At 47.0% G+C, this 25,772-nt stretch carries 29 protein-coding genes; 7 read left to right on the top strand and 22 right to left on the bottom strand.

Annotated elements, in window-relative coordinates:
* The 3 genes from BLS44_RS09630 to BLS44_RS09615 all read left to right on the top strand — a co-directional run bounded on the left by BLS44_RS09630 (position 1) and on the right by BLS44_RS09615 (position 2,367).
* Positions 1 to 900, top strand: a complete 900-nt coding sequence (locus BLS44_RS09630; RefSeq protein WP_090390002.1) for a diacylglycerol/lipid kinase family protein — start codon at positions 1 to 3, stop codon at positions 898 to 900.
* The gene (locus BLS44_RS09625; protein ID WP_090389858.1) at positions 897 to 1,529 is read left to right on the top strand and encodes a ribonuclease HII; all 633 of its coding nucleotides are present in this window, start codon (positions 897 to 899) and stop codon (positions 1,527 to 1,529) included. The genes BLS44_RS09630 and BLS44_RS09625 overlap by 4 nt, the downstream gene beginning before the upstream one ends.
* A gap of 388 nt (positions 1,530 to 1,917) precedes the next feature.
* Positions 1,918 to 2,367, top strand: a complete 450-nt coding sequence (locus BLS44_RS09615; RefSeq protein ID WP_090389856.1) for a hypothetical protein — start codon at positions 1,918 to 1,920, stop codon at positions 2,365 to 2,367.
* A gap of 84 nt (positions 2,368 to 2,451) precedes the next feature.
* On the opposite strand, the gene BLS44_RS09610 is transcribed toward BLS44_RS09615, so the two are convergent.
* The 8 genes from BLS44_RS09610 to BLS44_RS09575 form a co-directional block, all read right to left on the bottom strand.
* A complete protein-coding gene (locus BLS44_RS09610) occupies positions 2,452 to 3,330 on the bottom strand; it encodes an NAD kinase (RefSeq protein ID WP_090389855.1) in 879 nt (292 codons plus the stop codon).
* Between the two features lies 1 nt (position 3,331).
* Complete coding sequence (locus tag BLS44_RS09605) at positions 3,332 to 4,825, bottom strand: POTRA domain-containing protein (RefSeq protein WP_245729166.1); 1,494 nt, start codon at positions 4,823 to 4,825, stop codon at positions 3,332 to 3,334.
* A gap of 21 nt (positions 4,826 to 4,846) precedes the next feature.
* Positions 4,847 to 5,506: a CBS domain-containing protein gene (locus BLS44_RS09600; RefSeq protein WP_090389854.1), complete on the bottom strand. Its 660-nt coding sequence runs from the start codon at positions 5,504 to 5,506 to the stop codon at positions 4,847 to 4,849.
* A 32-nt stretch (positions 5,507 to 5,538) separates the two neighbouring features.
* On the bottom strand, positions 5,539 to 6,321 hold the full coding sequence (locus tag BLS44_RS09595) for an alpha/beta fold hydrolase (RefSeq protein WP_090389853.1): 783 nt from the start codon (positions 6,319 to 6,321) through the stop codon (positions 5,539 to 5,541).
* A 127-nt stretch (positions 6,322 to 6,448) separates the two neighbouring features.
* Positions 6,449 to 6,964: a CvpA family protein gene (locus BLS44_RS09590; protein WP_090389852.1), complete on the bottom strand. Its 516-nt coding sequence runs from the start codon at positions 6,962 to 6,964 to the stop codon at positions 6,449 to 6,451.
* Between the two features lie 10 nt (positions 6,965 to 6,974).
* Complete coding sequence (locus BLS44_RS09585) at positions 6,975 to 7,427, bottom strand: GatB/YqeY domain-containing protein (RefSeq protein ID WP_090389851.1); 453 nt, start codon at positions 7,425 to 7,427, stop codon at positions 6,975 to 6,977.
* A gap of 64 nt (positions 7,428 to 7,491) precedes the next feature.
* The gene (gldC, locus tag BLS44_RS09580; protein WP_090389850.1) at positions 7,492 to 7,839 is read right to left on the bottom strand and encodes a gliding motility protein GldC; all 348 of its coding nucleotides are present in this window, start codon (positions 7,837 to 7,839) and stop codon (positions 7,492 to 7,494) included.
* Between the two features lie 144 nt (positions 7,840 to 7,983).
* On the bottom strand, positions 7,984 to 8,829 hold the full coding sequence (locus BLS44_RS09575; protein ID WP_143019711.1) for a glycosyltransferase: 846 nt from the start codon (positions 8,827 to 8,829) through the stop codon (positions 7,984 to 7,986).
* A 531-nt stretch (positions 8,830 to 9,360) separates the two neighbouring features.
* Between BLS44_RS09575 and BLS44_RS09570 the strand changes: the two genes are divergently transcribed.
* Together BLS44_RS09570 and BLS44_RS09565 are read left to right on the top strand one after the other, a co-directional pair.
* Positions 9,361 to 10,044: a DUF4290 domain-containing protein gene (locus tag BLS44_RS09570; protein ID WP_090389848.1), complete on the top strand. Its 684-nt coding sequence runs from the start codon at positions 9,361 to 9,363 to the stop codon at positions 10,042 to 10,044.
* 136 nt (positions 10,045 to 10,180) lie between these two features.
* A complete protein-coding gene (locus BLS44_RS09565; protein ID WP_090389847.1) occupies positions 10,181 to 10,660 on the top strand; it encodes a hypothetical protein in 480 nt (159 codons plus the stop codon).
* A gap of 146 nt (positions 10,661 to 10,806) precedes the next feature.
* Here the strand turns inward: BLS44_RS09565 and BLS44_RS09560 are convergent, their stop codons facing one another.
* The 13 genes from BLS44_RS09560 to BLS44_RS09500 form a co-directional block, all read right to left on the bottom strand.
* The gene (locus tag BLS44_RS09560; RefSeq protein WP_090389846.1) at positions 10,807 to 11,826 is read right to left on the bottom strand and encodes a hypothetical protein; all 1,020 of its coding nucleotides are present in this window, start codon (positions 11,824 to 11,826) and stop codon (positions 10,807 to 10,809) included.
* A gap of 27 nt (positions 11,827 to 11,853) precedes the next feature.
* The gene (locus tag BLS44_RS09555) at positions 11,854 to 12,963 is read right to left on the bottom strand and encodes a hypothetical protein (RefSeq protein ID WP_090389845.1); all 1,110 of its coding nucleotides are present in this window, start codon (positions 12,961 to 12,963) and stop codon (positions 11,854 to 11,856) included.
* Positions 12,964 to 12,972: 9 nt separating this feature from the next.
* Entirely contained in the window at positions 12,973 to 13,680 is a 708-nt protein-coding gene (locus BLS44_RS09550; protein WP_090389844.1) for a hypothetical protein, read from the bottom strand.
* A gap of 179 nt (positions 13,681 to 13,859) precedes the next feature.
* A complete protein-coding gene (gene tsf, locus BLS44_RS09545) occupies positions 13,860 to 14,696 on the bottom strand; it encodes a translation elongation factor Ts (protein WP_090389843.1) in 837 nt (278 codons plus the stop codon).
* A 204-nt stretch (positions 14,697 to 14,900) separates the two neighbouring features.
* Positions 14,901 to 15,806 carry a 30S ribosomal protein S2 gene (gene rpsB / locus BLS44_RS09540; RefSeq protein ID WP_090389842.1) on the bottom strand — a complete coding sequence of 302 codons (906 nt, stop codon included), beginning with the start codon at positions 15,804 to 15,806 and terminating at the stop codon, positions 14,901 to 14,903.
* 48 nt (positions 15,807 to 15,854) lie between these two features.
* Positions 15,855 to 16,244 carry a 30S ribosomal protein S9 gene (gene rpsI / locus BLS44_RS09535; RefSeq protein ID WP_090389841.1) on the bottom strand — a complete coding sequence of 130 codons (390 nt, stop codon included), beginning with the start codon at positions 16,242 to 16,244 and terminating at the stop codon, positions 15,855 to 15,857.
* A gap of 72 nt (positions 16,245 to 16,316) precedes the next feature.
* Entirely contained in the window at positions 16,317 to 16,760 is a 444-nt protein-coding gene (rplM, locus tag BLS44_RS09530) for a 50S ribosomal protein L13 (RefSeq protein ID WP_090389840.1), read from the bottom strand.
* A 337-nt stretch (positions 16,761 to 17,097) separates the two neighbouring features.
* Positions 17,098 to 17,862 carry a DUF3575 domain-containing protein gene (locus tag BLS44_RS09525; RefSeq protein WP_090389839.1) on the bottom strand — a complete coding sequence of 255 codons (765 nt, stop codon included), beginning with the start codon at positions 17,860 to 17,862 and terminating at the stop codon, positions 17,098 to 17,100.
* 536 nt (positions 17,863 to 18,398) lie between these two features.
* Positions 18,399 to 18,701 carry a protease inhibitor I42 family protein gene (locus BLS44_RS09520; RefSeq protein ID WP_090389838.1) on the bottom strand — a complete coding sequence of 101 codons (303 nt, stop codon included), beginning with the start codon at positions 18,699 to 18,701 and terminating at the stop codon, positions 18,399 to 18,401.
* Between the two features lie 65 nt (positions 18,702 to 18,766).
* Positions 18,767 to 19,147 (bottom strand): hypothetical protein, encoded by a 381-nt coding sequence (locus BLS44_RS09515; protein WP_090389837.1) that lies wholly within the window; start codon positions 19,145 to 19,147, stop codon positions 18,767 to 18,769.
* A 38-nt stretch (positions 19,148 to 19,185) separates the two neighbouring features.
* Positions 19,186 to 20,301 (bottom strand): C1 family peptidase, encoded by a 1,116-nt coding sequence (locus BLS44_RS09510; protein WP_090389836.1) that lies wholly within the window; start codon positions 20,299 to 20,301, stop codon positions 19,186 to 19,188.
* Positions 20,302 to 20,443: 142 nt separating this feature from the next.
* Positions 20,444 to 21,223, bottom strand: coding sequence for a C1 family peptidase (locus BLS44_RS09505; RefSeq protein ID WP_090389835.1), 780 nt, complete (start codon positions 21,221 to 21,223; stop codon positions 20,444 to 20,446).
* Between the two features lie 128 nt (positions 21,224 to 21,351).
* Entirely contained in the window at positions 21,352 to 22,212 is an 861-nt protein-coding gene (locus BLS44_RS09500; RefSeq protein WP_090389834.1) for an AraC family transcriptional regulator, read from the bottom strand.
* Positions 22,213 to 22,442: 230 nt separating this feature from the next.
* Here BLS44_RS09500 and BLS44_RS09495 point away from each other — a divergent pair, with 230 nt between their 5' ends.
* Together BLS44_RS09495 and BLS44_RS09490 are read left to right on the top strand one after the other, a co-directional pair.
* Positions 22,443 to 23,270, top strand: a complete 828-nt coding sequence (locus tag BLS44_RS09495) for a phytanoyl-CoA dioxygenase family protein (protein WP_090389833.1) — start codon at positions 22,443 to 22,445, stop codon at positions 23,268 to 23,270.
* Between the two features lie 159 nt (positions 23,271 to 23,429).
* The gene (locus BLS44_RS09490) at positions 23,430 to 23,714 is read left to right on the top strand and encodes a hypothetical protein (RefSeq protein ID WP_090389832.1); all 285 of its coding nucleotides are present in this window, start codon (positions 23,430 to 23,432) and stop codon (positions 23,712 to 23,714) included.
* Positions 23,715 to 23,799: 85 nt separating this feature from the next.
* Here BLS44_RS09490 and BLS44_RS09485 read toward each other — a convergent pair whose 3' ends face one another.
* Positions 23,800 to 25,722, bottom strand: a complete 1,923-nt coding sequence (locus tag BLS44_RS09485) for a beta-L-arabinofuranosidase domain-containing protein (RefSeq protein WP_090389831.1) — start codon at positions 25,720 to 25,722, stop codon at positions 23,800 to 23,802.
* Between the last annotated feature and the right edge of the window lie 50 nt (positions 25,723 to 25,772).

Below are 25,772 nucleotides of genomic sequence, written 5' to 3'. Positions count from 1 at the left end.
ATGAAAAGAAAAATATGCTATATTATTAATCCGATATCGGGTACAAAATCCAAAGATGCTGTATCCAATATCGCGGCCAGAGAAACACTGAGGGCGGGGATTCCCTTCTCGTTTTTCCCTTCAGTTGCCAATGGCGATTATTCTTACCTGTATGACACCATTACCGGTGAAAAGTACACAGACATTGTGATCATCGGAGGAGATGGAACGGTGAACCAGGTGGTGGACAGCCTGAAGCACCTGCCGGTGCAGTTTGGGATCATTCCCTCCGGATCCGGCAACGGCCTGGCATTTGGGGCCGGTATTCCCAAAACACCGCAAAAAGCACTGGAAATTATCTTCAGGAATAAGAGTATGCCGGTAGACGGGTTTCGCATTAACGGCAAATTTGCCTGTATGCTTTGCGGCCTGGGCTTTGATGCAAAAGTGGCACATGATTTTGCCAACCAGCCCCAGCGGGGATTAATGACCTATGTAAACCAGGTCTTTAAAAACTTTTTGGGGGCCCGGCCTTATTCTTTCAAAATAAAACTGGGGGAAAAGCGTTTTGAAACGGAAGCCTATTTTATCAGTATTGCCAACAGCAACCAGTTTGGGAATCACTTTACTATTGCTCCCAAAGCCAGCCTGAATGATGGTTTACTGGATGTGGTCATTGTAACGGAACAATCCAAAATGGCCATGCTTTATAACACGCTGATACAGGTAGGCGGAATGAACAGGGTTCGATCGGTGGAAGAGGTCCGCAAAAAACGGGGGATCATTTATTTCCAGACAGCATCCATCCGCATCAGCAACTGGAGTGAAGCTCCCATGCATATTGACGGAGAGCCGGTGGACACTGAGAAAAAACTGAATATCGAAATCGAAAAAAACTGTTTCAGGCTATTGGTACAATGACAAAGAAAACACGATCCAATCCACCCCGCCTGCTGCTTGCCTGTCAGCAGGACTTACTGGAAGCGGGCTGTGATGAAGCAGGCCGCGGATGCTATGCAGGACCTGTATTTGCGGCAGCAGTCATTCTTCCGGAAGGCTTTTACCATCCACTGCTGAACGACAGTAAACAGATAAGTGCGGAGATCCGGACGGAGCTGCGCTACTATATTGAAGCCAATGCCCTTACTTATGCCGTAGCCCAGGTAAGCGTGGAGGAAATCGATGCCACCAATATCCTGAAGGCATCCCAACGGGCCATGCACCTGGCACTGGACGCTTTAACCCCTGCTGCGGATTTTATTGCAGTGGATGGCAATTATTTTGTTCCCTACCGCCAGGTGCCCCATACCTGCATTATTAAGGGCGACGGAAAATACGCACATATTGCCGCGGCAAGCATACTGGCCAAAACCTACCGGGACGCTTACATGCAACGGATTCATGAAGAATTTCCTCATTACAACTGGATCTCGAATAAAGGCTATGGTACCATGAAGCACCGGATGGCCATTGAAGAGAACGGGATCTGCAGGCATCACCGGAAAAGTTTTAACATTTTGCCGGGATCCCTGCAGCCATCGGAGGACTAATGGCATTGATTTTGAGTAGGTCATTAAAAGCATAATCCATATTATTATGAAAAAAGTATTCCTTTTGATGATGGTTGCGGTATTTGCGATCTTTAGTTCTTATGCGCAACCGCGTCCGCCAAGGCCACCGCACCCCCGGCCTCATGCGCCCCATCACTACAAGCCCAAGAAGCAGCATCACAAAAAATATTATAAAAAACGGCATACGCACTACCAGCCCGTAAGGCACCGGCGTCCGCAACACCCACCCCGGCCACCGCTGCCGCCCAGACCACCGCTGCCCCCGCACCCATAAAATATACCCGGAATCAGGTATAGAGGGAACACCGGTTTCTCAATAATTTCGGTGACTCTTTTTGAACATTTACTATTTAAAAGAAACATATATATGAAAAAATCCTTTTTTCTTTTGCTGCTTGGACTGGGCTTACTAAGCGTTTCCTATGCGCAGAGTTCCAAAAAGTCCGAGGATAAAAGCGATAAAAAAACAGAAGCCAAAAAATCCGATTCTAAAAAAGCGGAGCAAGGCGAAACTTCCGAAGAACGTAACGAACGTCGTAAAGAGTTCTGGAAAAAAGTAGGTACCGACCAGCGGGATTTCTGGAAAGGAGAACATGAGCGCCATGTAAAAAACAAAGAAGGTAAGGAAGAAAAGAGCGATAAAAAAGAGGCCGCTTCCAAGGAATCAAAGGATTCAAATGCAGATGCTAAAGAAACCAAAGCAGAAAAGGAAGACCGGCGGCCACCCCACCCTTCCAAGCCTCCGAATCCTTTTAAGAAGAAGAAAAAAGACAAGGAAGAGCAGGATAAAACAGAAGTTTCCGAATCCGGATCTTAAACTGCATGCGCGTAAATATATTCCGGCACCGGCACTCAGGCCGGTGCTTTTTTTATCGGCCCAGTATCCCCGGCGGCCTACGGATTAATTTCTCCTGTCGAGCCCCCAGATCAGTTTTGTTTGCAAGGTATGCAGGAAATTATTTTCGCTGAGGCGTACCAATGCGATCGTGAATATCTCTTTTTTTACAGCCAGCGATACATTTTTAGTAACGATCTCCTTACGGGAATCCAGCGCACAGATGATATCATCTGACCGGCTTTCGATATCAAAGGATATGATGCTGTTGTCGTTTACCACCAGCGAGCGCATGTTAAGGTGATGCGGAGCCACCGGTGTAATAACAAAATTCCCGGAATCCGGGAAAACGATGGGGCCACCGCAACTTAAAGAATAGCCGGTTGAGCCGGTGGGCGTTGCCACTACAAGACCATCTGCCCAATATACATTCAGAAATTCGCCATTAATGTAGGTATGGATCTTCAGCATGGAAGCCGTATCTCTTTTATGTATGGCAAATTCATTTAAGCCAAAAGGTTTGTCTCCGAATAAGGGCATGTCTGCATCCAGGTGCACCAGTGTCCGCTGTTCGGTTACATAGGTCCGCAATGCCAGCGATTTTATGGCCAGCCGCAGGTTATCGCGGCCAATACTGGAAAGAAAGCCTAATCTGCCAAAATTAATGCCCATAATGGCAATGGGCTTATCCATGATCAGCGCCACGGTGTCCAGCAGGGTACCATCGCCGCCCAGGCTTACGATGCATTCCACATCCTTGGAGAGATCGGCCGATTGTTCAAATATCCTGGTACCCGGGTCCAGCCCTATAGTGGTCCTGATCTCCTCAAAAAAAGGCCGGAACACGATATAGCTGAGGCCATAGGCTTTCAATTCCTGGAAGAATGTCTTTACATCCTCCAGCTGTAACTGATCAATACCACGGCTGTAAACGGCAATTGTCATTTTAAAAAACGTCCTCCTTCTTCTGTAAATATATACCGTTTTCGCCTAAGTGGTTGTAGGAGAACTCTACTTTTAAAGTAACGTTGTTAATCGTAAAGATATCAAACCCGATACCGCCGCCGATCAGGAGCCTGTTGGGTAACCGGTTGCCGGGTCCGGGATGCGGATTATACACATAGCCCGCATTACCAAATATTTTGCTGTAAATCTTAAGCGGCACTGCTTCCGGAAACTGCCGACGGAGAAAAGGAAGTGAAAAACTGAAATTGGTAAGCCGGGTAGCCAGCGAGGCATTGACAAGACCACCGGCCACGCCGTCCATTACATAGTACTCGTATCCCCGTAAAAACATGTCGCCATAACCCAGCAGCTGCTGGTTATAATAAGGCTGTTTAAACGGCAGTTTCAGGGTACCGCTGGCACCCAGGCTGTAGTAAGAGAGCCTGCCCAACCGCCAGTAGCCCACGCTTTTTACGGTTAGCTGCCAAAGGTTCATGGCATTATTGAATCCCTGCTTGGAAACGAAGATCTCTGCTGCATGCCCCTGGGTGGGATAGGGTGTAAAATCCACATTCTCGTAACGCATCCGGTAAAACAGCTCGCCGTACTTTATTTGCTCGCCGCTGTGGTTGATCACATTAGGATTGAGCCGGAACACCGTATCACCCAGCCGGAGCGAGTGAAAGCCCAAACCAAAATAATGCGTGGTATAGATCTTTTTCCGGTAGGAAAATTCCAGCTTACTGTCGAAAAAGTTTTTCAAAAAGCCGGTATCCTTTATAAATTGCTGCTTGTCGTTGATGGTGTTATACAACACTTCATGGTTCTTGCCAAGATCCACCTTTATATTGAAGCCCCATTTCAGCTTTTTATCGATATAAGGACGCAGATAGCCAAAACTCAGTTGCCGGGTGTAACCTGTAATAAAATAAAACCGCAGCTTATCGTTACCTCCTGTAACATTGTCCCACAGCAGCTTTACCCCATAATCGACCCTTGCGGTACTGGCTCCTTTTTCAAACAGCCATTGATTGAGATTACGGTCTACCGGTTTAAAATATGGAAAGGGCAACAGGTACAATTTCTCCGTCACCTTTATTTTAATATCCACATAAGGTGGGTCAAACAACAATACGGATACATTTCCTTTCTGAAACAGGTTCAGGTTCAGTATCCTTGTTTTTGCCAGTTCAAACAATTCCGGAATTTTCTCCAGCAGAATGGAGTCGCCCCTTTTAAAGGGCAGTTCCCGCAGCAAAATGGTGTCCTGCGTCTTCCTGTTCCCTTCAAATATAATATTCCGGATAATGAATGCCTGGTCTATTAAATGTGGCAGGCTGTCAATTTTAGGATTGTTTTCTGTAACCGGGGAGGCTTTGTTAACTTCCCTGGAACCGGCAGCTGTGGTATCCACCTGGGCCAATAGCGTTGTGCAACACCCCAATAACAGAAGGATAAGAATAAGGGGTCTATTTTTCAGGGTTAAGATTTTCACATCTAAAGATAATTACGGGTACTATATATTCAGGTAGTTCATCAGGTTTTCGTAATTCTCTTTTAGTTCATTTGTGTATAATTCTTCCCCAAAATAATACTTAACAAGATAATCGTATCGCTGAAAACTACTCACAATATCAGAAACTTCCAGTTTATTGATCCGGATCGTAATTTCAAGCGCATTCCGTTCCCTGACAGGCCGGGTATTCAATTGGGTGATCCGTGCATCATTTGCTTCAACGATCTTTGTGATTTCGCCAAAAGAATATTGATTCGAATCAATTTCAAGAACGATCAGTGCTCCCGGGTCCTGGAGTTGCAGAAATCCGGCCACATATTCAGAAAGTGTGCTGGATTCGATCGCACCAACGAAATTGTTGTCCTTGTCAACAACAGGAACTACGGATAAATGATGCGCGCTGGCTAAAGCAAATGCCTTTAAAAAATGTTCGTCTTCCTTTACAGAGTAGTTGCCTAATGGTTGTGGCATTTCCCCAATAGAAAGTTCATCGTCTACATTCAGCAGTGTATTTTCATTGACCAGGCCCGCAAGTTTCCCATCATTGGTCACCGCAAGATCCATTACATGATGCTCCTGCATCATGCTTAACACCTGATAAACCCGGTCCGACAATTTTAATTGTGGCAATGCTTCAAATGATAGATCCTTAACTAACATGATACTGCCTGTCTTTACCGATAAGACAGCCTTCAGGAGACTTTTGTTGCAACAGCTCCCAGTCTTTGTAAAAAATTAAGCAAAATTTTATTAAACTCACCCGGAACTTCCATCATGGGGGCATGCCCGCACTGATCAATAAAATGAAGTTCACTGTTCGGCAGCAGTTTTTTAAACTCCTCTGCCACAAAAGGCGGTGTAATATTGTCGTTCTTTCCCCATATCAAAAGCGCCGGGATCGTGATCCGGCTTAATTCTTCGCCAAGGTTGTTGCGAATGGCGCTTTTGGCCAGTGCAATAATCTTGATCACTTTTAACCGGTTGTTGGTAATATCAAATACTTCATCTACCAGCTCCTCCGTTGCCATAGCAGGGTCATAGAACGTGTATTCGGTTTTCTTCCGGATGTATTCACGGTCACCTCTTTTGGGATAACTGTCCCCCATCCCGTTTTCAAAAAGGCCCGAGCTTCCGGTAAGGATCAGCGATTTTACCACCTGGGGTTCATTCCTTAAAAGATACACAAGACCTACATGGCCTCCCAGTGAATTGCCCAGCAGGTGCACATTGTCATACCCCCTGGCTTCAATAAATTTATTCACATACTTGGCCAGACCGCTCACACTGGTATTCAGGATATCCATTTCGAGCAGCGGCAGCATGGGCACAACCACTTTAACGTGGTTCTTAAAATAATTGATCAGATCACTAAAATTGCTTAAAGCTCCAAACAAACCATGCAACAGCACCAGCGTTTGTCCCTCGCCTTCCTCAATGTATCTAAACTTATCGTGCTGTTTTATTTCGTATTCCATTCCGTAGTAATAGCAATATAGCTGCTAATATATTGATTTTAATAATGAATCAAAATGTTAATTTATATAAAAGTATTAAATTCTATAAAAAAAATATTGTGAAAACAATAGTTAAATTATTAAATTTTCAATTAAAAAACTGTTCCAGCTGCTCAAACAGGTTCTTAAAAGCCGGAATCAGGACCCCTGTAGCATGTATTACCCGCTTTCCAAACTGCTCTATAAAACCAAAAGTAGCAGAACTGCTAACCGCCGGTTCCGGCAATAAACGGAGCTGATTAAGGTAAAACAGCAAAACGGAATACACTGCAATATAGAGCATCGCAAACAGGAGGATCCCTCCAAACCGGTTTACCCACCCCAACATGATCTTTTCTACAGAGAACTGAATAAGCCGGGCCACCCACTTTACCAACAGGATGACTCCCAACAGGACCACCACAAAAGCTACAACCGGCAGCCATTTGTCGGATAACTTTACGATGGTGCCAATTTTACCAGCTACAACAGAGGATAACTTCATTGCCACAGCCAGGCCAATAACAAGCGCCAGGTATGAAAAAAGACCTACGATCAATCCTTTCCGGTATCCTTTAAAAACGGCCAGGCATAAAAGAACTGCAAAGACAAGATCAATGATCATTTGCTGCTCTTTATTGAGCCAGGAGTTCCTTTACCATGGCTGCAATGGTCTTCCCATCTGCTTTGCCGGCCAGCTCCTTTGAGGCCAGTCCCATCACTTTGCCCATATCAGCAGGACCGGAAGCCCCTGTCTTTGTAATCAGATCCGCTATAATGGGTTTCAATTCCTCCATGGTAAGCTGGGCCGGAAGATACCGTTCCAGTACCTCAATTTCTTCCCTTTCCTTTTGTGCCAGATCCGGGCGGTTCTGCTTTTCGAAAATCTCCAGCGAATCTTTCCGCTGCTTCACCAGCTTCTGTACCAGTTTTATCTCGTCGTCCGCAGACAGGCTGTCTTTGGCACCTTCAGCCGTTTTAGCCAGTAAAATAGCGGCTTTGATTGCCCTTAAGCTACGCAATGCTACTTCTTCTTTTGCCAGCATTGCTTTTTTTATATCTTCATTAATGATTTGTTCCAGTGACATATTATTGAGTTTTCAGTGTTCAGTCTTTATTATCAGCTGTTAGCTCTTAGCTGGCACTCAGTATTTACGTCGCTTTCTGCTGCTCCATTTGCTTCTCCTGGAATTTCTTATAAAATTCCTGGGCGAACTCCTTCATCTCATTGACCTGATCATGATACTGGGTTGCACGCCCGTAAGTATCTGCCATGGTCATAAGCGACTGATAAAAAAAATCGGCCATTTCATCTACCATCATTTCTTTGGTCCAGAGATCGATCCGCAGTGCTGCCCGCTCCGCCCCATCCCATAATGATAGCATAACCGCCTTGGCTCTTTTTTCCTTTTCTGCGGTGCTGGCTGTAGCATTCCAGCTTATTTCGGATGGTACTTTATTATCATCCAGTTCAACATTTATTGTAATCGTTGATTTCATCCCTTTGTTGTTTTAAGTTTCCTGAAGCGGGTCCCGTCTCCCCCCCTCAACAGCCGACCCTTACCCGGTTGAAGCGCCTTTTCCCCGGGCACTATGTTTAACATATACCGCCGGCTTCAGAACCGCAAATGTAAGCATTCACCATCAGGCCTGCAACAACCGTTTTTTCAGAAGGCCCAACCCGGTTTCCGGGGTCAGCTTCAGGGGGTGAGCCCCGTATCGCTGTATAAATTGCTGGCGCAGCGCCTCGTTTTTATAGAGTTCCATCAACTGCTGTGCGAGAGACGCTTCCTCTGCCGCATCAAACAGGAAAATATCCGGGTGCAGCGGTTTACTCCCTGTAGCAGCCGCTATCAGCGGTATCTGGCAGGCCAGCGCTTCACCGGCCACAGCCGGAAATCCTTCATCCTGCTGAAAAGTAATGGCCGCATACGCTGCCCCTACTGCTGCTGCGTAGTCCTGTAGCCCGGAGCCCTCAAAAAGGATCACATCATCCCGGTATTTATAGGTATCCAGCACATCAAAAGCGCCGCTGAACCAGGGTCCGGGATGACGCCCTCTCTGGGTAAGCAACAGCTTCCAGCCCGATTGCTGCATTTTTTTGAACCGGGAAAATGCCCTCAGCAGCGTGAGCAACTGCTCCCGGCTCCAATGGGTATCTGCGCAAATAAAAAACTCCCTTCCTGCCGTTACCCGGTCTTTAAAATCAACCAGGGCTGTAAGCTCCAGGGGCTTTAAACACGGCATCAGCACCCCTTCCACAGCTATGATCTTTTCCGGGTCTATGCCGGTTCGCTGAACCAGGGTTTCTTTAAGAAGACCGGAGCTTACCACGATGCCAGCCAGCTTTTGCAGCACCGGAAGGCTTTTGGAGGTATATACTGCCGTATCCTGCACGAACAGGAATTGCGGCACCGGGGTCCTCAGCACATCGCTAATATCCGGCACCAGCAGTGCCCGGATCTTATTTTTCTTTAACAACCGGGGCAACACCCACCTTTTTTCATGCAAGCGGCTTACAAGTCCATCCCCCTTTTTCAAAAAAGATATCCTACATATACCAGGATCCAATTCCGGGAAAACAGGTGCCGGTCCCTTTGAAAAAACAAAGAACTCCGTGCTCCTCAACTCTGAGCACAAGTTATTTATTACCAATATATTAAACGGATCCAAATAGAGATCTCTTCCTGATTTGCTGCTATAAACTGCGATTGACACGTTCCCCCCGGATTTGATGAAATTGCTGTTGAGCGCCGGTTTAAATTTTATACTTTAGCTTTATTACATGATCATCTTTGAGCGCAACAGGGTATCCCGGGCATTTGTAGTTGCCATCCCGGCAAGCCGCCCCGGCGAAAAATTTAACAAAGTTCCAGCCAAAAGAATCATAAGAAAGCCAATAAATCAACTTTAAACAGGCTTTTAATTAAATCGATTTTATCTATCTTTGTAACCAGCTGCAAAGGTATAACGTATCCGGATATTGAACTTACATACATTTGAGCGATCCCAAACATTTTTATGGAATATAATACAACAAGGAATCATCTGATCATACGGGAGTATGGTCGTAATGTGCAGAAGATGGTGGAATATATCCTAACCATTGAAGACCCCGAAAAAAGAAAGAAAAACGCCCATGCTGTTATTGAGCTAATGGGTATCCTGAACCCTTCCCTGAAAAACGTGGAAGACTACAAACATAAATTGTGGGACCATCTTTTCCAGATCTCTGATTTCAACCTGGATGTAGAGGCCCCTTACCCAAAACCCACAAAGGAGGAGCTCAGTGCAAAACCGGAGCCGATCCCTTACCCAACCCGGAGTTCAAAGCTGGCACACCTGGGCTCCAACCTTGAGGCCCTGATCGAAAAGGCGCTCGAAGAAACCGATCCCGATAAAAAGCAGGGCTTTGCCAACAGCATTGCCTATTACATGAAACTGGCGTACAGCAACTGGCATAAGGAGATTGTGCACGACGATGCCATCCAGAGTGAGCTGAGCGACATCACAAACGGGCAGCTGACGTTTACCAATACACCAAGCGTTAAGGCCTTTCGTCCTGACAATGGGCGTGACCGCGATAAAGGTAACTTTAATAAGCGCAACAAGTTCCAGCAACGCAACGGGAACAACAGCAACGGGAACGGGAACCGCCGCAATGGGAACGGAAATGGCAACTTCAAGAAAAAAAGGTTTATCTAAGACATTTATTCCTGACAGGCAGCCCGGTTTTATCCGGGCTTTTTTTATGAGCAGGCTTTTAACAGAATCTTTTCCCCTCTTGCTTTCAAAACAATTATATTCGTCCGAGTATATCTTTATCTAAAAAACATTCAACATGAAAAAACTATTGCTGCTTATGGCAATGGGTGCCGCCATAACCGCCGGCGCTCAAAATGACCTGGCTACAGCAACCATTCCTTCTTCCAGTTTACTTTTGAAAGAGCTGCCATCAAAAAGCGTATTCCAGTCACAAAGTCCTGCCTATTTCAGACGGGAAAAAACCGCTGAACAATGGCAGAAATTAAGGAGAGCCGGTATTGTTTTAACCAGTGGAGGCATTGCCTGTGTCGCAGGCGGTATCGCTTTAATTGCCACGGGGGAAAATCAAAGTAATAACGGGTACAATTATGATATAGACGACACACCGGGCGAAGCAAAAATTATCGTGGGAACTATGGGCATTGCAGGAGGTATTATGGCTCTGGGAGGAGGTATTACCATGTGGGCCATTGGTAATAACCGGCTGAAAAAATATTCAGACAGGGTTTCTTTTGATATGGGTGGCCGGTCGGCTACGCTTGCATATAAGTTCTGAGAGCAACGGGCATTAAATGAAGGTGTATCAAAAGGTTTTTGAAGGCGCTGAGAATCGCGTATTTGACTTCACGCTCCATCACCTTACCGAATAAAAAGAGGCTGTCTCGGACTTTTGAGACAGCCTCATTGCCACTATTCTTTTATTTATTTCATCGACAGCAAAAAGCCGATCGTAAAGTTGGCATCCCAGTCAAATACGAATGTATCACAGTTGGTGACATCCTTGATCGCTTTATAGATGTTAACGCCACTTTTTGTTTTTATCTTATCCGATTTATAAGTATCAGGATCATTCAGTACCGTATACCGTTCTTCACCGTTCCTGATCTCCTTGGCCAGCTCAAACGGTACGCCACCCAGGATAAAACATACGTCCCGCTTATCGGAAGGGATCTTTGCCGCTGCTGTTTTCACCTGACTGTAAACGGCCTCATCTTTCAGATCTTTTTCATAATATTTGGCGCCCGGGGTTTCCACGGCCTGTACATTACCTGCCGCATCTACCCAGGATATTTTTGTATTTCCCGAACCGATATCTGTTACAAATGAGTTATCACGATACGCTTTGGGCAGCACCGACTTTAATGCCAGTTTTCCTTCCTGGTCCGGTGTTACCAGGTTTACCACGTATCCCATCTTCTTTAATTCGGACGCAATGATGGCCGTTTTGGGTTCTTTCTGCGCCCCGGAGCTGATCACAAAATGTACATTTTTGGAGCGTACACCTTTATCAAACATATTCCCAATATATTTTTTAAGACCCGTGCGGATGTCTTCCGTAGTGGCCATTCCTTCATAGGCAAAGGACTGACCGAAATCCTTGGATACAATCTCCCAGCGTTTTTCCGGGTCCATGTTAATGATGAAAGAATTAAATCCTGAGGCGCCTACTTCCACAACACCTTTCAGTTCACCGTTCACCGGTTTTTCCGGCTCATAGTTAAAGGTCCTGCCGGAAACCGCCGCTTTTGATTTTGCATCCGCCGGTTTGGCGCCTTCGTCATTACCTCCATTGGCCGCCGCTGTAGTTTCGGTCTTTACATCGTCATGGCTGTTAAATACGCCGCTTTTATACCCCCAGTAACCGACCAGGAAAATGGGAACAGCAATAATAAAGGCTTTAATAGGCCAGCGCAAACGCGACCAGGTTGATCTTTGTTCCATAATATGTATCTGTGTTTTGTTGTTTGATTAATCCAGCAGGGAAAAACCCCTGTCTACTTTTTCTTCCGGTTTCAGCTCATAGCCGGCGCTGGCCACTTCCGTTACATTGAGCACTTTCAGGTTACGCTCATCTACTTTTTTGATAAAGGCCTCCAGTTCGCTTTGGGAAGGAGTGCCGCCCACGGTAACATTGTTATTCTGATCCAGAAAATCGAGGTTGGAACGGATGGATGCAATGTTCTGACTAATGGCCCCGGTAGCCGCATTCATGGCTTCCTGGAAGGCCCATCCGTCTTTTATGTTAAATACATCCGCAAGTCCTTCTGTAGCACTCTTCATTTTTTGGGTAGCTTCCAGCTTTTTTGCAATAATGGAAATACTGCTGTTAAGGGTGCTTACATAGATACGTGCTGCACTTTCATTATCCTTTAATACTTCCAGGACCTTGCTGAACTGGTTAGCGTACTGCGCATAACTCCGGGCATTCTGTTCTTCCGCCTCGCCTTCCTTGCCCAGCAGGAAGGCCTTGGTGCGGGTTTCCTTTGCATCGCGGGTAAATTCATTGGCTTTCTCGTTATTGCCGCCCGCTGCAGCCTGTTTTGCCTTTTCCTCCAGATCCGCAGCCCCGGTTGTAAAACGCCTTGCATACTGATATTTCTCCTCCGCCGTTTTTTGCGCATTTTCACCGCTGGTGATCATGTCGATACGGACACCATCTACGTTTGCAATCTTATTCTTCACCCGCTTCAACGTATCCTTTGCATCCCGTTCCAGTAATTGCAGTGTTTCTATAGGATTCTTTCTTATAATTTCCTTTTCACCTTTAAAAAGCAATACAGTTCCCAGGCGATGCAGTAACGAAACGATCCTGGGGGCCAGTAACAGGAGCGTGACCAGCAGGATCCCGAAAATAACCAGCAGCACGCTTTGCTGTGCATAGTGCACCAGGTCCGGCAGGTACTTGAAAAACGCAAATGCGCCACCAATAACGAGCGCCCAGAAAAAAATGGAAGAGATCGTTTTTTTCCCCTCCGGTGTCATTACCTGGGCAGGCAATTTATCACCCAGCACCTGGAAAATAGGCAACTGGCTTTTGATTTCTGCGGGGATGTTTATGATTTGTGATTTTTCTGACATATGCTGATTTTAGTTTATATTCTGTTCAATAATAGCAATCGCTTTTTGTATATCGCTGACTACCTCATTTACGGCAACCCTGCCAACGGAAATTTTTTGATCGATATCCTTTAACTGATCTTCATATTTGCTATCCAGCTCTTTGTAGGATTGCTGTTTTGAAGATAATTGATTTTGCAGGTCCCTGATCTTTGTTTCCAGCTCATTCATCTCTTTTTCAAACTGCTGCTTTTCATTGACCAGGTTGCTCTGAACCGTTTGTTTCAGGCCCTGTTTTTGCGCAACATCCTGGTCAATGACTTCCTGTATTTTTGCCGCATATTTCCTTGCGCTGCTCAGCAGCCGGTCCCTGGTAAGCGATTTGTCAACATACCTCAGCGAGGTGAATGCTGCTTTGATAGAAACAGCATCAATGGTCCCCATATCGGCCGCTGCGTTCCAAACCTCAAAGAAGTCGATCCCTTCTTCGTTTAGTTTTTCAAGCAGCTCCAGGACCCGCCCCTTCATTTCCTTAAGATCGCCACCCGGTACTGCGCCGGTGTCAACCGGTTTAGTATATACCGGAACCGATACCGGCTCCGGCTTTTGTGCGGGTAAAACGGGCGGCACAGGAGCAGGTTCGCGGAATTCCTCATGTGATGTTCCTTCGTCTTCAAAAATCAGTCTTTTAATATTCCGGAGAATACCGGAGCTGCTTTTGCCAGGCTTTGTATCCATATTCAATAAATCTAAGCTAAAATACAAAAACTACACAGAAAAAGCGGTATCACGGCGGCGAATGGGATACCGCCGCCGGTGAACTACTGAAAAAGAGGCGCCGGCTCCCCATCCGGCCGGGCAAAAAAAAGCACCCCTTCCGGGGTGCTTTTTACAAGACCTAACAGGTCTAAATGTATTTATCCTAATGCTACCCTTCTGAATTCGGTAACTTTTACATCACCACTTTCTTTCAGGTAGTCAGCAACAGATTTCCCTGCATCTTTTACAAAAGCCTGGGCTGTTAAGGTTTGCTCTTTAAAGAACGCTCCCAGTTTACCCTCGGCAATTTTGGCCAGCATTTCTTCCGGTTTGCCGGCCATTTTCGGATCTTCCTTCATGATGTCCATAATCACAGCTTTTTCACGTGCTACCACGTCGGCAGGAACGCTTGAAGCGTCTACCGCCACCGGGCTCAGCGCCGCTATCTGCATGGCCACATCCTTACCCACTTCTGCCGCTTCTTTATCCAATCCTACCAGCACACCAATACGGTAAGCGCCGTGAATATAGGAAGCTACATAAGGAGCGTCTACTCTTTCAAACTTGGTGATACCGATTTTTTCACCGATAGATGCCAGTTTATCGTTCACCAGGTCTGCGATCTTCGCTCCACCGATCTCTGCAGCGCTCAGTTCCTCTGCGCTCTTAACATCGTTGGCAATGGCTGCATCTGCGATGCTTTTTACAAAGGCTACAAAATCTTCATTCTTGGAAACAAAGTCTGTTTCGCAGCTTACGCATACAACAATACCAGTTTTATTGTCTGCAGTGGTTTGTGCTACCACCACACCTTCTTTTGCCTCACGGTCGCTTCTTTTTGCAGCCACTTTCTGTCCCTGCTTGCGCAGCCAGTCAATAGCGGCTTCAAAATCCCCGTTTGTTTCGGTTAACGCCTTACGGCAATCCATCATGCCGGCGCCGGTTGCCTGGCGCAGCTTATTAATATCCTGTGCGGTTATTGTTACTGTACTCATTGTTTTTGTTTAAAGTTTGAAGTTCAAGGCTTGAAGTTCGGCACTTCAGATCTTAAACCGGACTTATTTATGAAATCTTATTGTTATCAATCCGGCTATACATTTACAGAGCCGGATTAAAGTGAGTAAGGTTTAAGATCCAGGATCTGAATGCTAAGGCCATGCCTTAAATTCAAACATTGAACCTTAAACCTTAAACGTTTATTATCTTCTGGGAGCTCCGCCTCTTGAACCACCACCTCCGGTAGTTGTTCTGCGACGCTGACCCTGACCAGCTCCGGCGCCTGCACCAGTCCCGGTTCCACGTCCGCGGCCGCCACGTCCGGCTTCCGCTTCCGCTTCTGCCTGCATTTTAGCTGCCTGCTTTTCTTTTTCGTCAGCAAAATTATCTTCTACGTCCTCATCTTTTGCTGCTTGTCTTTCACTCAGCCCTTCTGCAATAGCAGCCGTGATGTAGTTTACAACAATAGCAATGGATTTGGTAGCATCATCATTCGCAGGAATGGCGAAGTCTACTTTATTGGGGTCTCCATTGGTATCAACCACACCAAAAGTACCGATGCCCAGGCGTTTTGCTTCGGCCAGCGCAATATGCTCGTGACCGATATCAACGATGAACAAAGCTGCAGGAACACGACCCAGCTGAGCGATCCCTCCCAGTACTTTTTCCATCTTTTCTTTATCACGGGTTAAGGTCAGACGCTCTTTTTTTGTAATGCTGTCGAAAGAGCCATCGCTGAGCATTTTTTCGATGCTCTGCATTTTCTTAACCGATTTGCGTACCGTATTGAAGTTGGTAAGCATACCACCCAACCAACGTTCCGTTACATACGGCATTCCTACCCTTTGTGCGCACTCAGTCACAATATCTTTCGCTTGTTTCTTGGTACCTACAAAAAGTATTTTCTTACCGCTGCGCGCAATCTGCTTCATGGCAGCTGCAGTTTCCTGCAGGCACTCTACGGTTTTGTTTAAGTCGATGATGTGAATGCCTTTTTTCTCAGCAAAAATGTACGGCAACATTTTAGGATTCCATTTCTTTTTCAAGTGACCGAAATGTACACCTGCTTCCAAAAGCTGCTGTTGTAAGGATGTATTATTATTTTCCATCTAACTAATTTGAAAATTTGATAATTTGATAATTTGAAGATACAAGGTTTAACGCTTGCTGAACTGGTAGCTCTTTCTTGCTTTTTTGTGACCAAATTTCTTGCGCTCAACAGAACGGGGATCCCTTCTTAATAACCCTGCTGCTTTTAATGCAGGCCGGAACTCCGCGTTTACCTCTACCAGTGCACGGGCAATACCCAGCATGGCCGCTTCAGCCTGACCTTTTACACCACCGCCGGTAGCAGTGATCTTTACATCAAATTTATCCGCCGCTTCAATGGCTTTCAGCGGACGCTCTACCTGGTTTTGCAGGTAAACCAGGGAAAAATAATTCTTATAGTCTTTATCATTAACGGTAATGGCGCCGGCACCCTTGGATAAGAAAACACGGGTAATGGCTTCTTTACGGCGTCCTACAGCATTTTTTTGCTTTTCCATTTATTTAATTTGAAAATGTGAAAATGTGGGAATGTGAAAGAACCTTTACATTCTACATTTTAGATTTAAAATTTAGAATTTCAGTTCTTTGGGTTGTTGTGCAATATGCGGATGGGTATCGCCGGCATATACAAATAACTTTTTGTACATCTTACGTCCCAGGCGGTTTTTAGGAAGCATCCCTTTTACTGCTCTTTCAATAATTACTTCCGGACGACGTTTTTGCAGATCAGATGCGGCTTCTTCCTTACGTCCACCAGGATAACCACTATAGGTATCATAAACCTTCTGACCCATTTTGTTACCGGAAAGCTTTACCTTTTCGCAGTTGATCACGATGATGTAATCACCGGTATCTACGTGAGGGGTATAAATTGCTTTGTTCTTACCACGTAAAATAGCCGCAATACGGGAACACATACGTCCTACGGTTTGATTAGTACCATCTACAACGTACCAGTTACGCTGCACGGTAGCCTCGTTCGCATGTTTCGTGGTGAAATGTTGTTTACTCATTTTTAATATTATGTTTTTTTAGTGAATCCGGGCTATCCCCCGGCCCTTTCTCCTGATCGCTATCGGGGCTATCAGATTTTAAGGGAGTGCAAAGGTAGATGAGTATTCTATAAAAAACAATGAAAAACGGCAGTATTTTTCAAAGCACCTCCGTAACAAATTGATTTACAGTAAAAATTTTGACTATTATTTTATATTCCATGAAAAACCGGCTGATTTTCAGGACCGGCCGGCAGCCGGGAGCCCTTTTTTATCATGCCGGGTGATTGAAATAATGAGGGGAGCATACCTGTTGCAGGCCCCAGGGCGCCATCTTAACCTGCGGGCCGTGCAGGGATCAGAAACGGAAGCTCAGCAAAAGCCCCGTTCTGATACCGGCCCATGGCCCGTTAAGATCGATCCTTGCACCGGTTGCATCCACGTAAATGGTCTCTTTTGTTAGCGGAATATCTATTTTCTCCAGCTGTTTCCTTAATTCTTCCTGGTTATCCGGCGTAAGGGTGGGAGTGGATACCCCGGCCATCGTTCCTTTGGCCGCTCCCAGGCCGGGACCTGCAATCCACAGGTCCAGTCCCAGGTTTTTACCCAGGAACCATTGGGCCCCAAGCAGCAATCCCCCGGTATGAGCGGTAACTTTTCCCGAAAGATCGATGGTATAGTGGTCGTCGCCTTCATCAAACGACAGGTTGCTCTTAAGCATTTTATACCGGGCAAACCGGTAGTAAGGCCCTATATAAAATCCCCTGCCGTAGCCCTTACGCCCCAAATAAAAGCGCAGTTCCGGGGTAAGCGCATAATTTGAGAACTTCGTCTTATCCACAATATCATCAACCAGCTCAATATCTTCTTTAACGATCCTGTTCTTTATTTCATTTTTGAAAGGCAGGGTGGATGCAGGCATGATCCGGCCCGAGACAGCCACCGACAGGAATTTGTTGATCACCTGTTCGTACTGAACTGCATAGTTTTTTACAATGGGGGCCGTCAGGTTCAGTTTTATAATGGATCGTTGCCGTTCGGCCCGGTCCGGAGAAGAACCATTCTGCGAAGAAACCACCCGGCACATACAGAAAACAGCCAGCAGCGTTGTCAGCAATTTCATAAACCTTAGTTTTTAGCTAAAATAATCTAAAATTCCGGTTCTTATTGCAACAGAAGGGGCAAACGCTGATTTCAGCATTGATCAGCTCCGGAAGGGCATTGTGCGGGAAACACCTTGCTGTAAACACGGGCACTTAACAATGCCTGAAAATATTACGGGTGGCTCTCGTTTCACCCGATCCAGGTGCATTCGCCCTGTTGCGGCAGATCACGCGCAAAAGCGGCACCAGGAAAAAGCCTTATCTTTATCCTATATGCAGTACCTGTAACGCGGAAGCCCGACAATAATAAAATCAATACCCCAACCCATTTTACCAGGAACAATAGGAGATCCACTCAACTGCCTTTCTGATGTTCATCATAAAGTTTCAGTGCCCTATAATGTAAGCGGCCTGCCAGGATCATTATCGGCAGGGATGGCCGGGCGAAGTTCCGAAGCATTGACTTTGAAGGAGATGAACTATTAAAAAAGGAGCTCCCGATAATGGTGGTAACGGCTTCTTTTGGGCATCCCTGTTATATTTTCTGCGGGTCTCCTTAACCCGTAACGGTAACCAGCAGCTCTTCTATAGCCAATGGTTTCTCCTCCGTTTCCCAAACCCGCTTCTGTGCCAGCCGCACATGGGCATTTCCAGGTTGCAGCCCCTTAATGACCACCTCCACTTTAACCGCGCCCCCGATACCGCTTTTCCGGATTGCATCCGGCGTTGCCAATGTATGGAAACGGATAGCCGCTACGGATTCATTATTTTGCTCCACCACCCAGCTATACCCTGCACCGCCCAGGCTATCAAGCTGAAGCGAATATACTGCTCCCGTTTTCAGGTTTATTGTTCTCATATGACTACAAAGCTAAAAAAATAAGACGGCCCGGCATCATTCAGCGAACCGTCTGAAAGCGTCAACTACCATACGTACAACTCGTACACTTTATTATCGGATTCCGTCCTTACGTTTACCAGGCTGTTTTTATCGCGCCCATGCGCACCAATCATCAGCAGTGCCAGCAATGCCTGGGTGTTGCTCTCTTTTATTTTCTTCCATCCCAGACCGGTAATATTGAGCCATGCATTATTATTTTCGGCCTTACCCCAGGTTTGCACGATCCGGGTATTATTATTCCATGCGGTGAGCCCGGCGTCTTCCTGCATGGGCATCAGGACCGGTTCATTTGCTACCCTTGCTTTCTGCCTGATAGTTGAACCCGTTTCGGTCAGGGGTGCGGTAAACTGTTTCCCCGACTTCTTTGCAGCCGTTTTTTTTGCTGCGGTTTTCTTTGTTGCCATAATCTGTTAAATTAAATTGGATAAATAATAAAAAAGGCTTAATTGTAGATCTCATCGATCAGGCCGTTGGTTAAATGGATGCTTACAGCAGTACCCCTGTTCTTGGCCGAAATACATTGGGTAAGCAGGTTCAGGTGGATGTTATCACTTGCATTCGAAATCTTCCGCCAGCCAAAATTCTGGATAAAGGCCCATGCATTGTTAGGTGCATCATTCGACCAGAGTCCGATCACTTTCTGGGCACCGGTCCAGTAGGTTTCCACGATACTGTTGACGCCCTGCATGGAAGAATCGATACCACACTGGCCGTACCCGATCCGGAAATATCCGCCATCTCCCCAGCCCGGTCCCCAGCTGTTTTTGCAGATCCAGCACTGGAGTACGTCATCATATCCAACCACACATACACAATGACCGCCCTCTACATGGTTGTTTGCCCTCCGGTATACACCCGAGCGATAGCTGAAAAAGTCGGTGTACACCGTAAAGCAGCCTACCAACGGTCCCCGGGTACTTAACCACTCTTTCATGGCTGCGGGGTTCGTAAGATTGGTATATCCCGAAATTTTCAATGCCCTGTTTGCCGCATCGCTGCAGGTATTGCAGGGCTGGTTAACCGGCGTATAGGGGAAACAGGCTTCATCCACCAGCCCTTTGTCTCTAAAGGCCTTGAGCGCGTTTTCCGGCCACCACCCGTTCTGGCAATTCCTGCCTTCACTGCGGGCATAGCAGTAAAAAAGCTGCGCTTCTGAAAAATCCACCGCCAGGGAGGCCGATCCCCGCTGTATCCGGAACGCGGTTTCTGCAGTAGCAATGACACCAAAAGCAACACAGGAACCACAGGGGTTCTGATTTTTGATGGCGGTTACATAATTGGCGCCGTTTGCGTTTCTCCAGTCAAAGGAAGTGGGATATCCATAAGCCTTGGGCTTACGGATGCCTTTTCCTGCTGCGCTCAATTTAAAAGCTCGGAACGATCTTAATGCAGCTTCTTCCCTGGCCGCGAGCGACTTTTCATGGGGCCCGGGAACAAAGCCCAGCAGATACTGCCGGTCCTCTTCCGAAAGCGCCGTATACTCATTGCTGGCGGCTTCCCATCCCAGGTTTTCCCGGGCGATAGACAACTGTATGTCCCTTACGTTAATCTTTGACATGTGTTTGTTTTTTGTTTATTAAAAGATGGATTTGAATCATTACGCATATGCCTCCTCCGCAGGTGCCGGCAGACACAGGGATCCCGTTGCGGGTATGGGCACAGAAACCGCCGCAGCAACTTTTTATCCGTAAACCAGTCAGCTATTCAACATCCCGGACCGTCCAGAAATCCTGACAGAATGCCGGGTTAGCAATATAGGCGTAGGGCATCCAGAAATAACCGCCGATACCCCATTTTTTACTCCACGAGTTCCGTACCAGTACCATTTGCTTTACATCGCTATACCCTACAGCCAGTACCGCATGACCGCCAACAAGCGACTCTTTCGCAATATCAGGCAGGGGCATTATACCGCTGTCCGCAACTTCCCGTGTCATGAAACTTTCATACACGCTAAAGCCAAACGAAAACGGGTATCCCTCGGCCAGACAGCCTTTTACAGAGATAAGATTAACGGGTATCCGCCAATAGGAAAGCACCTGGTTCTTTAAGGCGGTCTTATAGCATGCTGCAGGGGGCTTTTGAGCAAATGCCGCTTCATTATACGGCCAATCTGTTTCAGGACAAATGCCTTGTTTATTCAATGATTTGATGCCGTCACGCAAATAAGCGCCGCTATCAGACTGTATTGTATGCATCAGCACCCGCTCGTTATAATAAAGGAACAACCGGGACGGGCGGAACGTTTTTTTGCGTTGTTTCTTTTTTCCAAACTCAAATGCAGCGCCCAGGGCATTGGCGGTACAACTTCCCAGGCTTCCCTGATCATATACCGGCGGACAGGTCTTTCGCAGATCCATCTTTGCCGGCAGTTTCTGCATTACTTTCAGCGGAGCTGCATAAATAAAATCCCGGGCATCGGGAAGATCGGGGATCCAGCCTAAAATGCGACCGGGCAGTTGTTGCGAAGGCTTTGTCATTGTTTTTATTTTTGGGGTTAGTGCGTTCCTAACGATACAATATTACACCACCACGCAGGGGATGTCAATACCTGAATCGGGCGAAAGGGATACTACTGTATGGCAGACCGTATTTTTACGGAAGGAGCCTATTTTATCTCCTGGCGCGCTTTTAACTCCAACCGGAAGGCGCGCGGTGTTGTTTTTTTCTTTCTGAAGAAAACGCGGTTAAAATACGTGATGCTTTCAAAGCCTGTTGCATATGCGATCTGTGCAACAGGCAGGTCTGTTTCCAACAGCAAGGTGCAGGACCGGGCTACACGTATATCATTGACATAATCAGAAAAGGTTTTCCCGGTTATTTTTTTAAAGAACTTACAGAAGGCGCCGGGCGAAAGATGGACCAACCGGGAAAGCTGCTCGATCCGGAACGGCTTTCTATAGTTGCGGTAAATATGCTGAAATACTTTGTTGATCCGTTCCTCAGTTCTGTCTGTTGAAGTATGCACCATGGCCGATGCGCTCACCGGCACGGCATTCATTTTGCTGAGCAGATGCAATATTTCGATGAGGCTCAGCAACTTCTCCACACCTGTTGCAGCCGATAAGCGTTTTATTTTTTCCATAACAATTCCTGCGCCCCTTTTCCTGAAGAATAATCCCCGTTCCGATTGCTGTAAAAGCGCTGCGATACCCCTGCATTCAGGATATTCCAGGACCGGCGCAATAAACACTGCTGAAAACTGGATCACAACGGCCGCAACCCGCTGCCGTACGGGCTCACTTGACCAGGTATGCGGAAGATGCCCCCCAAGCAAAACCAGGTCGCCCGGTAAAAAGTCGGTATAATTGTCGCCGACCAGCCGTTTGCCTGATCCGGACAGGATAAGGGTCAATTCATACTCGGGATGATAATGCCACCTGAACGGGAAATGTGCGGCTTCATAATCATACACTACAAAACTTTCGCCCACCCGCATCCTGTCTACATGCTCAAAACTGGGTTTCATCCGTATAATTTTTTATTTGCGGCTTCGCTGCGATTATTCCGGCCGAATGGAACTCCACATCCTGATCTCTTTGTGTAAGAAAAATAATCATGCTCCATTTCATTGATACAATATTGCTTATGATACAACATAAATTTACGCAAAAGGAAAATATAGTGTATGTTTTGACAATATAGTGAGCAACCTGCGCGCCGGGAGCGCTTAATTTTACTGCTCAAAATCATACGAGGATGGCAATACCTGAAACAATCTTACACGAGTTAACACAGCCTTATACGCTCACAGGGGAGCAGGTTGATTTTTATAACACCAACCGTTTTATCAAATTAAAACAGGTGCTGTCGCCCGAAGCTGTAGCTTATTTCAGCACCGTTATTTCGGAGCAGGTTGCCCGGATGAATACGGTAAAAACAACGATCGGCGAACGGGATACCTATGGCAAAGCCTTCCTTCAGTTGTTTAACCTGTGGCGCGAAAATGATGCCGTGTGTGCGCTGATCTTCAGCAAACGCCTGGGCAAAATTGCGGCCGACCTGATGCAGGTGGAGGGCGTACGCATGTATCACGACCAGGCCCTGTTCAAGGAAGGCGGCGGTGGTATTACTCCCTGGCATGCCGATCAGTACTACTGGCCGTTGGAAACCGATAAGACCATTACCGCCTGGATCCCGTTACAGGAAACCCCCTTGGAAATGGGGCCGCTCGAATTCAGCGCGGGAAGCCACCAGATCATTGAAGGGCGCGAACTGGCCATTGGTGATGAAAGTGAGCAGCTGATCCAGCAGCGCCTGCGGGTAACGGATTTTAAACACGTAATTGAAGCTTTTGACCTGGGTGAGATCAGCTTTCATTCAGGCTGGGTGTTTCACCGGGCAGGGGCCAATACCACCGGCCATATGCGCCGCGTAATGACGATCATCTACATGGACCGCGATATGCGTTTAAAAGCGCCTGAAAATAAGAACCAGCAAAATGACTGGGATACCTGGTGTCCCGGGGCGCAGATAGGGAAAATCATTAACTCACCGATTAATCCTGTGCTATATGAGCCGGCCTGATCAACATCAAGCCCGTATGTAAAATGATTTTTTTTAAAAGGCTGCCCGCGGAATTGCGCTCAGATCAAAAGGGAACTCCTTTGCTCCGCACGGGTTTGCACAAAGAAGTTTCCGCATCCGGGTTAACCGGGCCGGGGACAACCCCAATCATCCATCTATATGCAGTTACATTATATCTGTCCGCATTGGGGACAGGAGCAAACGCCTCCGGAGGCATTCATCAATAAGGTGATCGCTGCGGGCTACGCCGGTATTGAGATCAATGCCGGCGGGCTGGAAAAAGCGCACTGGCTCCCGCTCTTAAAAAGCACCCGGGAAAAACACCCGGAATTCATCGTGGTGGCACAGTATCCTCAATCATCACCGGAAGCAGACCAGCCGGTTTACCATCTGTACAGAAGCGGGGCCCGTTCCTTATATGCCCGTAAACCCGGCCAGCGGTGAACCCCTGGCGGACCAATGGACCATCAATACAAAAATGCTGCAGCATCTCCAGGCGGTCTTTGCAAACCTTTAGTCCCCCAGCCGGTTACCGGTTAAAAGCAGCCTGGCGCAGAATGGTGTTTCCAATGGGGATCAGTGTAATGGTTTCCAGCGCACCGGTATCTTTCTCACGGACCCTTACCTGCAAGTTACCCCTGGTATAAAAAGCTCCGTTATCATCGATATATTTATATTCTTTTTGGGAGCGGGGTGTATACAGGTAATCCTTAAACTGTGGTGTATATACCCTGCCAATGGCCGGCAGGGCCGGGATGGGATGCGCATACACCAGGGGACCATAGGAAAAATAATGTGCCCCGTTTGCATCCTGACGGTCTGCTACCCGTGCATGCCACTTTAAGCGGACCTGCCCGGTCTTTTGAAACCGTTTCCGGATCACGATATAGCCATCTTCCTCTGTATATGGCTGATCCAGTTCAACAGATACAGCCCAATCCGGTTTCCTGATCTTTAACACAAGCCGGGAAGGTGCCTGCTGTGTGATCTTAAAAACCAACCCAAGATCATGGGGGTATTCTGTAACTGAGTGGATCGTTACGGTTGTCCCGTTGAGCTTCGTTCGCACAAGAGAAGGTCCCAGGAGTGCTGCAACCAGCACCGAATCGCCCTGCTTCATCCACATATTTTGTACATAGTAGGGCGTGATCCTCCCGGCATTGGGCACACAGCAAACCGCGGCATCCTTATGTGCAGGGGAGTATTTATAACGCGTCTGCTTCCGATCTCCGTTTGCCCCCCCGTTCTGCGGCCCTGTCATTGCATAGGAGTTATCCGTTTTCAGATAGGCAATGCAGGAATGATCGGGATCACGGGCACCCTGTGCCGCGTTAAAAAAGAGGGTTTCGATCTTATCAGCAAAACGATGATCCCCTGTTTTCTGCAGCAGCCCTGCATAACTGTCCAGCAACTCATGTATCGAACAGTATTCATACCCCGTGCTGGTGGCATTTGCCTTACGCCCGCCGATCCATTCATCACCGATCGGCCCTCCGGTAACTGTTGTCGCTTGCTGTACCCGTTTCAGATAGATCCCAAGTGCCTCTTTGTATTTTGCATCATGGGTGCTAAACGCCGCAACGGTCAACGGCCGCAGGTGTTCATATGTGTGAACACCATGGCCCGACAGTTTATATGCAGGGTCAAAAATACTGCCCCACTGGATGTCTTTTTCAAAGGAAAAATTAGCCGAAAAATTCTCATACAGGAAAAGCGCATATTCTCTGTACCTGCTATTTTTTGTAAGCCGGTACATTTCATCGCAGATATCGGTGAACGTTAATCCATGTGCCACGCCACCGGAGAACTCCTTACCGGCAAAAAAGGGGTTAGACCTGTAAACCGGGTAATGTTTCATTACATCATCCACGGCGCGCATGATACCGTTCCCCGTCTTTTTATCGCCGGTGGCTTCATAGTAAGCCAGCAATCCCCGAAGCAACGTTGTTTTTGCCCAGAGCTCACCGTTCTCCGAAACAAATTTATACCGCAGATCCCGGTCATAGATCCCCAGGTAGCCATCCGGATCCTGTGTAGCCAGTATCCGGTCTATATAGTCTTTTGCTCTTTTTTTATCTGCTGCATTGTCCAGCAGCAGGGCATTCCGGATAAAACCATCCCGCCAGTTGGATTGGGTTTCTGAGTTCCACCACTTGTACTGGTCATCGCCGCCGATATCGCCTTCCTTTAAATTGCCCAGGTCTTTCGCTTTGCTGTGCCTGTGCAGTCGCCCGGAGTAGATAGGGTCATTTACCAGCTCCGGCACAATCTGATCGAGGTTACCGGCAAAGCCCCGCATATCTTTTTCCATCTGCCTTTTGATCCAGCCGGCTGGTTTTACAGCTCCAAAGGGAAGCTTTTCAAATTGCTCTTCCCGGAGCTGAAAGGGAGCCTTTTGCCCCGCTGAGGCCAGCGGCCATAACAGGACCATTAATTTTATAAGTGTCTTCATCCTGCAAATTTATCCGAACATCCTTATGTTTGGTCGGGTATTAATAAACG

The organism is Niabella drilacis (assembly GCF_900101395.1).
GTDB lineage: Bacteria > Bacteroidota > Bacteroidia > Chitinophagales > Chitinophagaceae > Niabella > Niabella drilacis.
The sequence above is the reverse complement of the archived record's forward strand: the minus strand, read 5'-3'. Positions and strand labels throughout refer to the sequence as shown.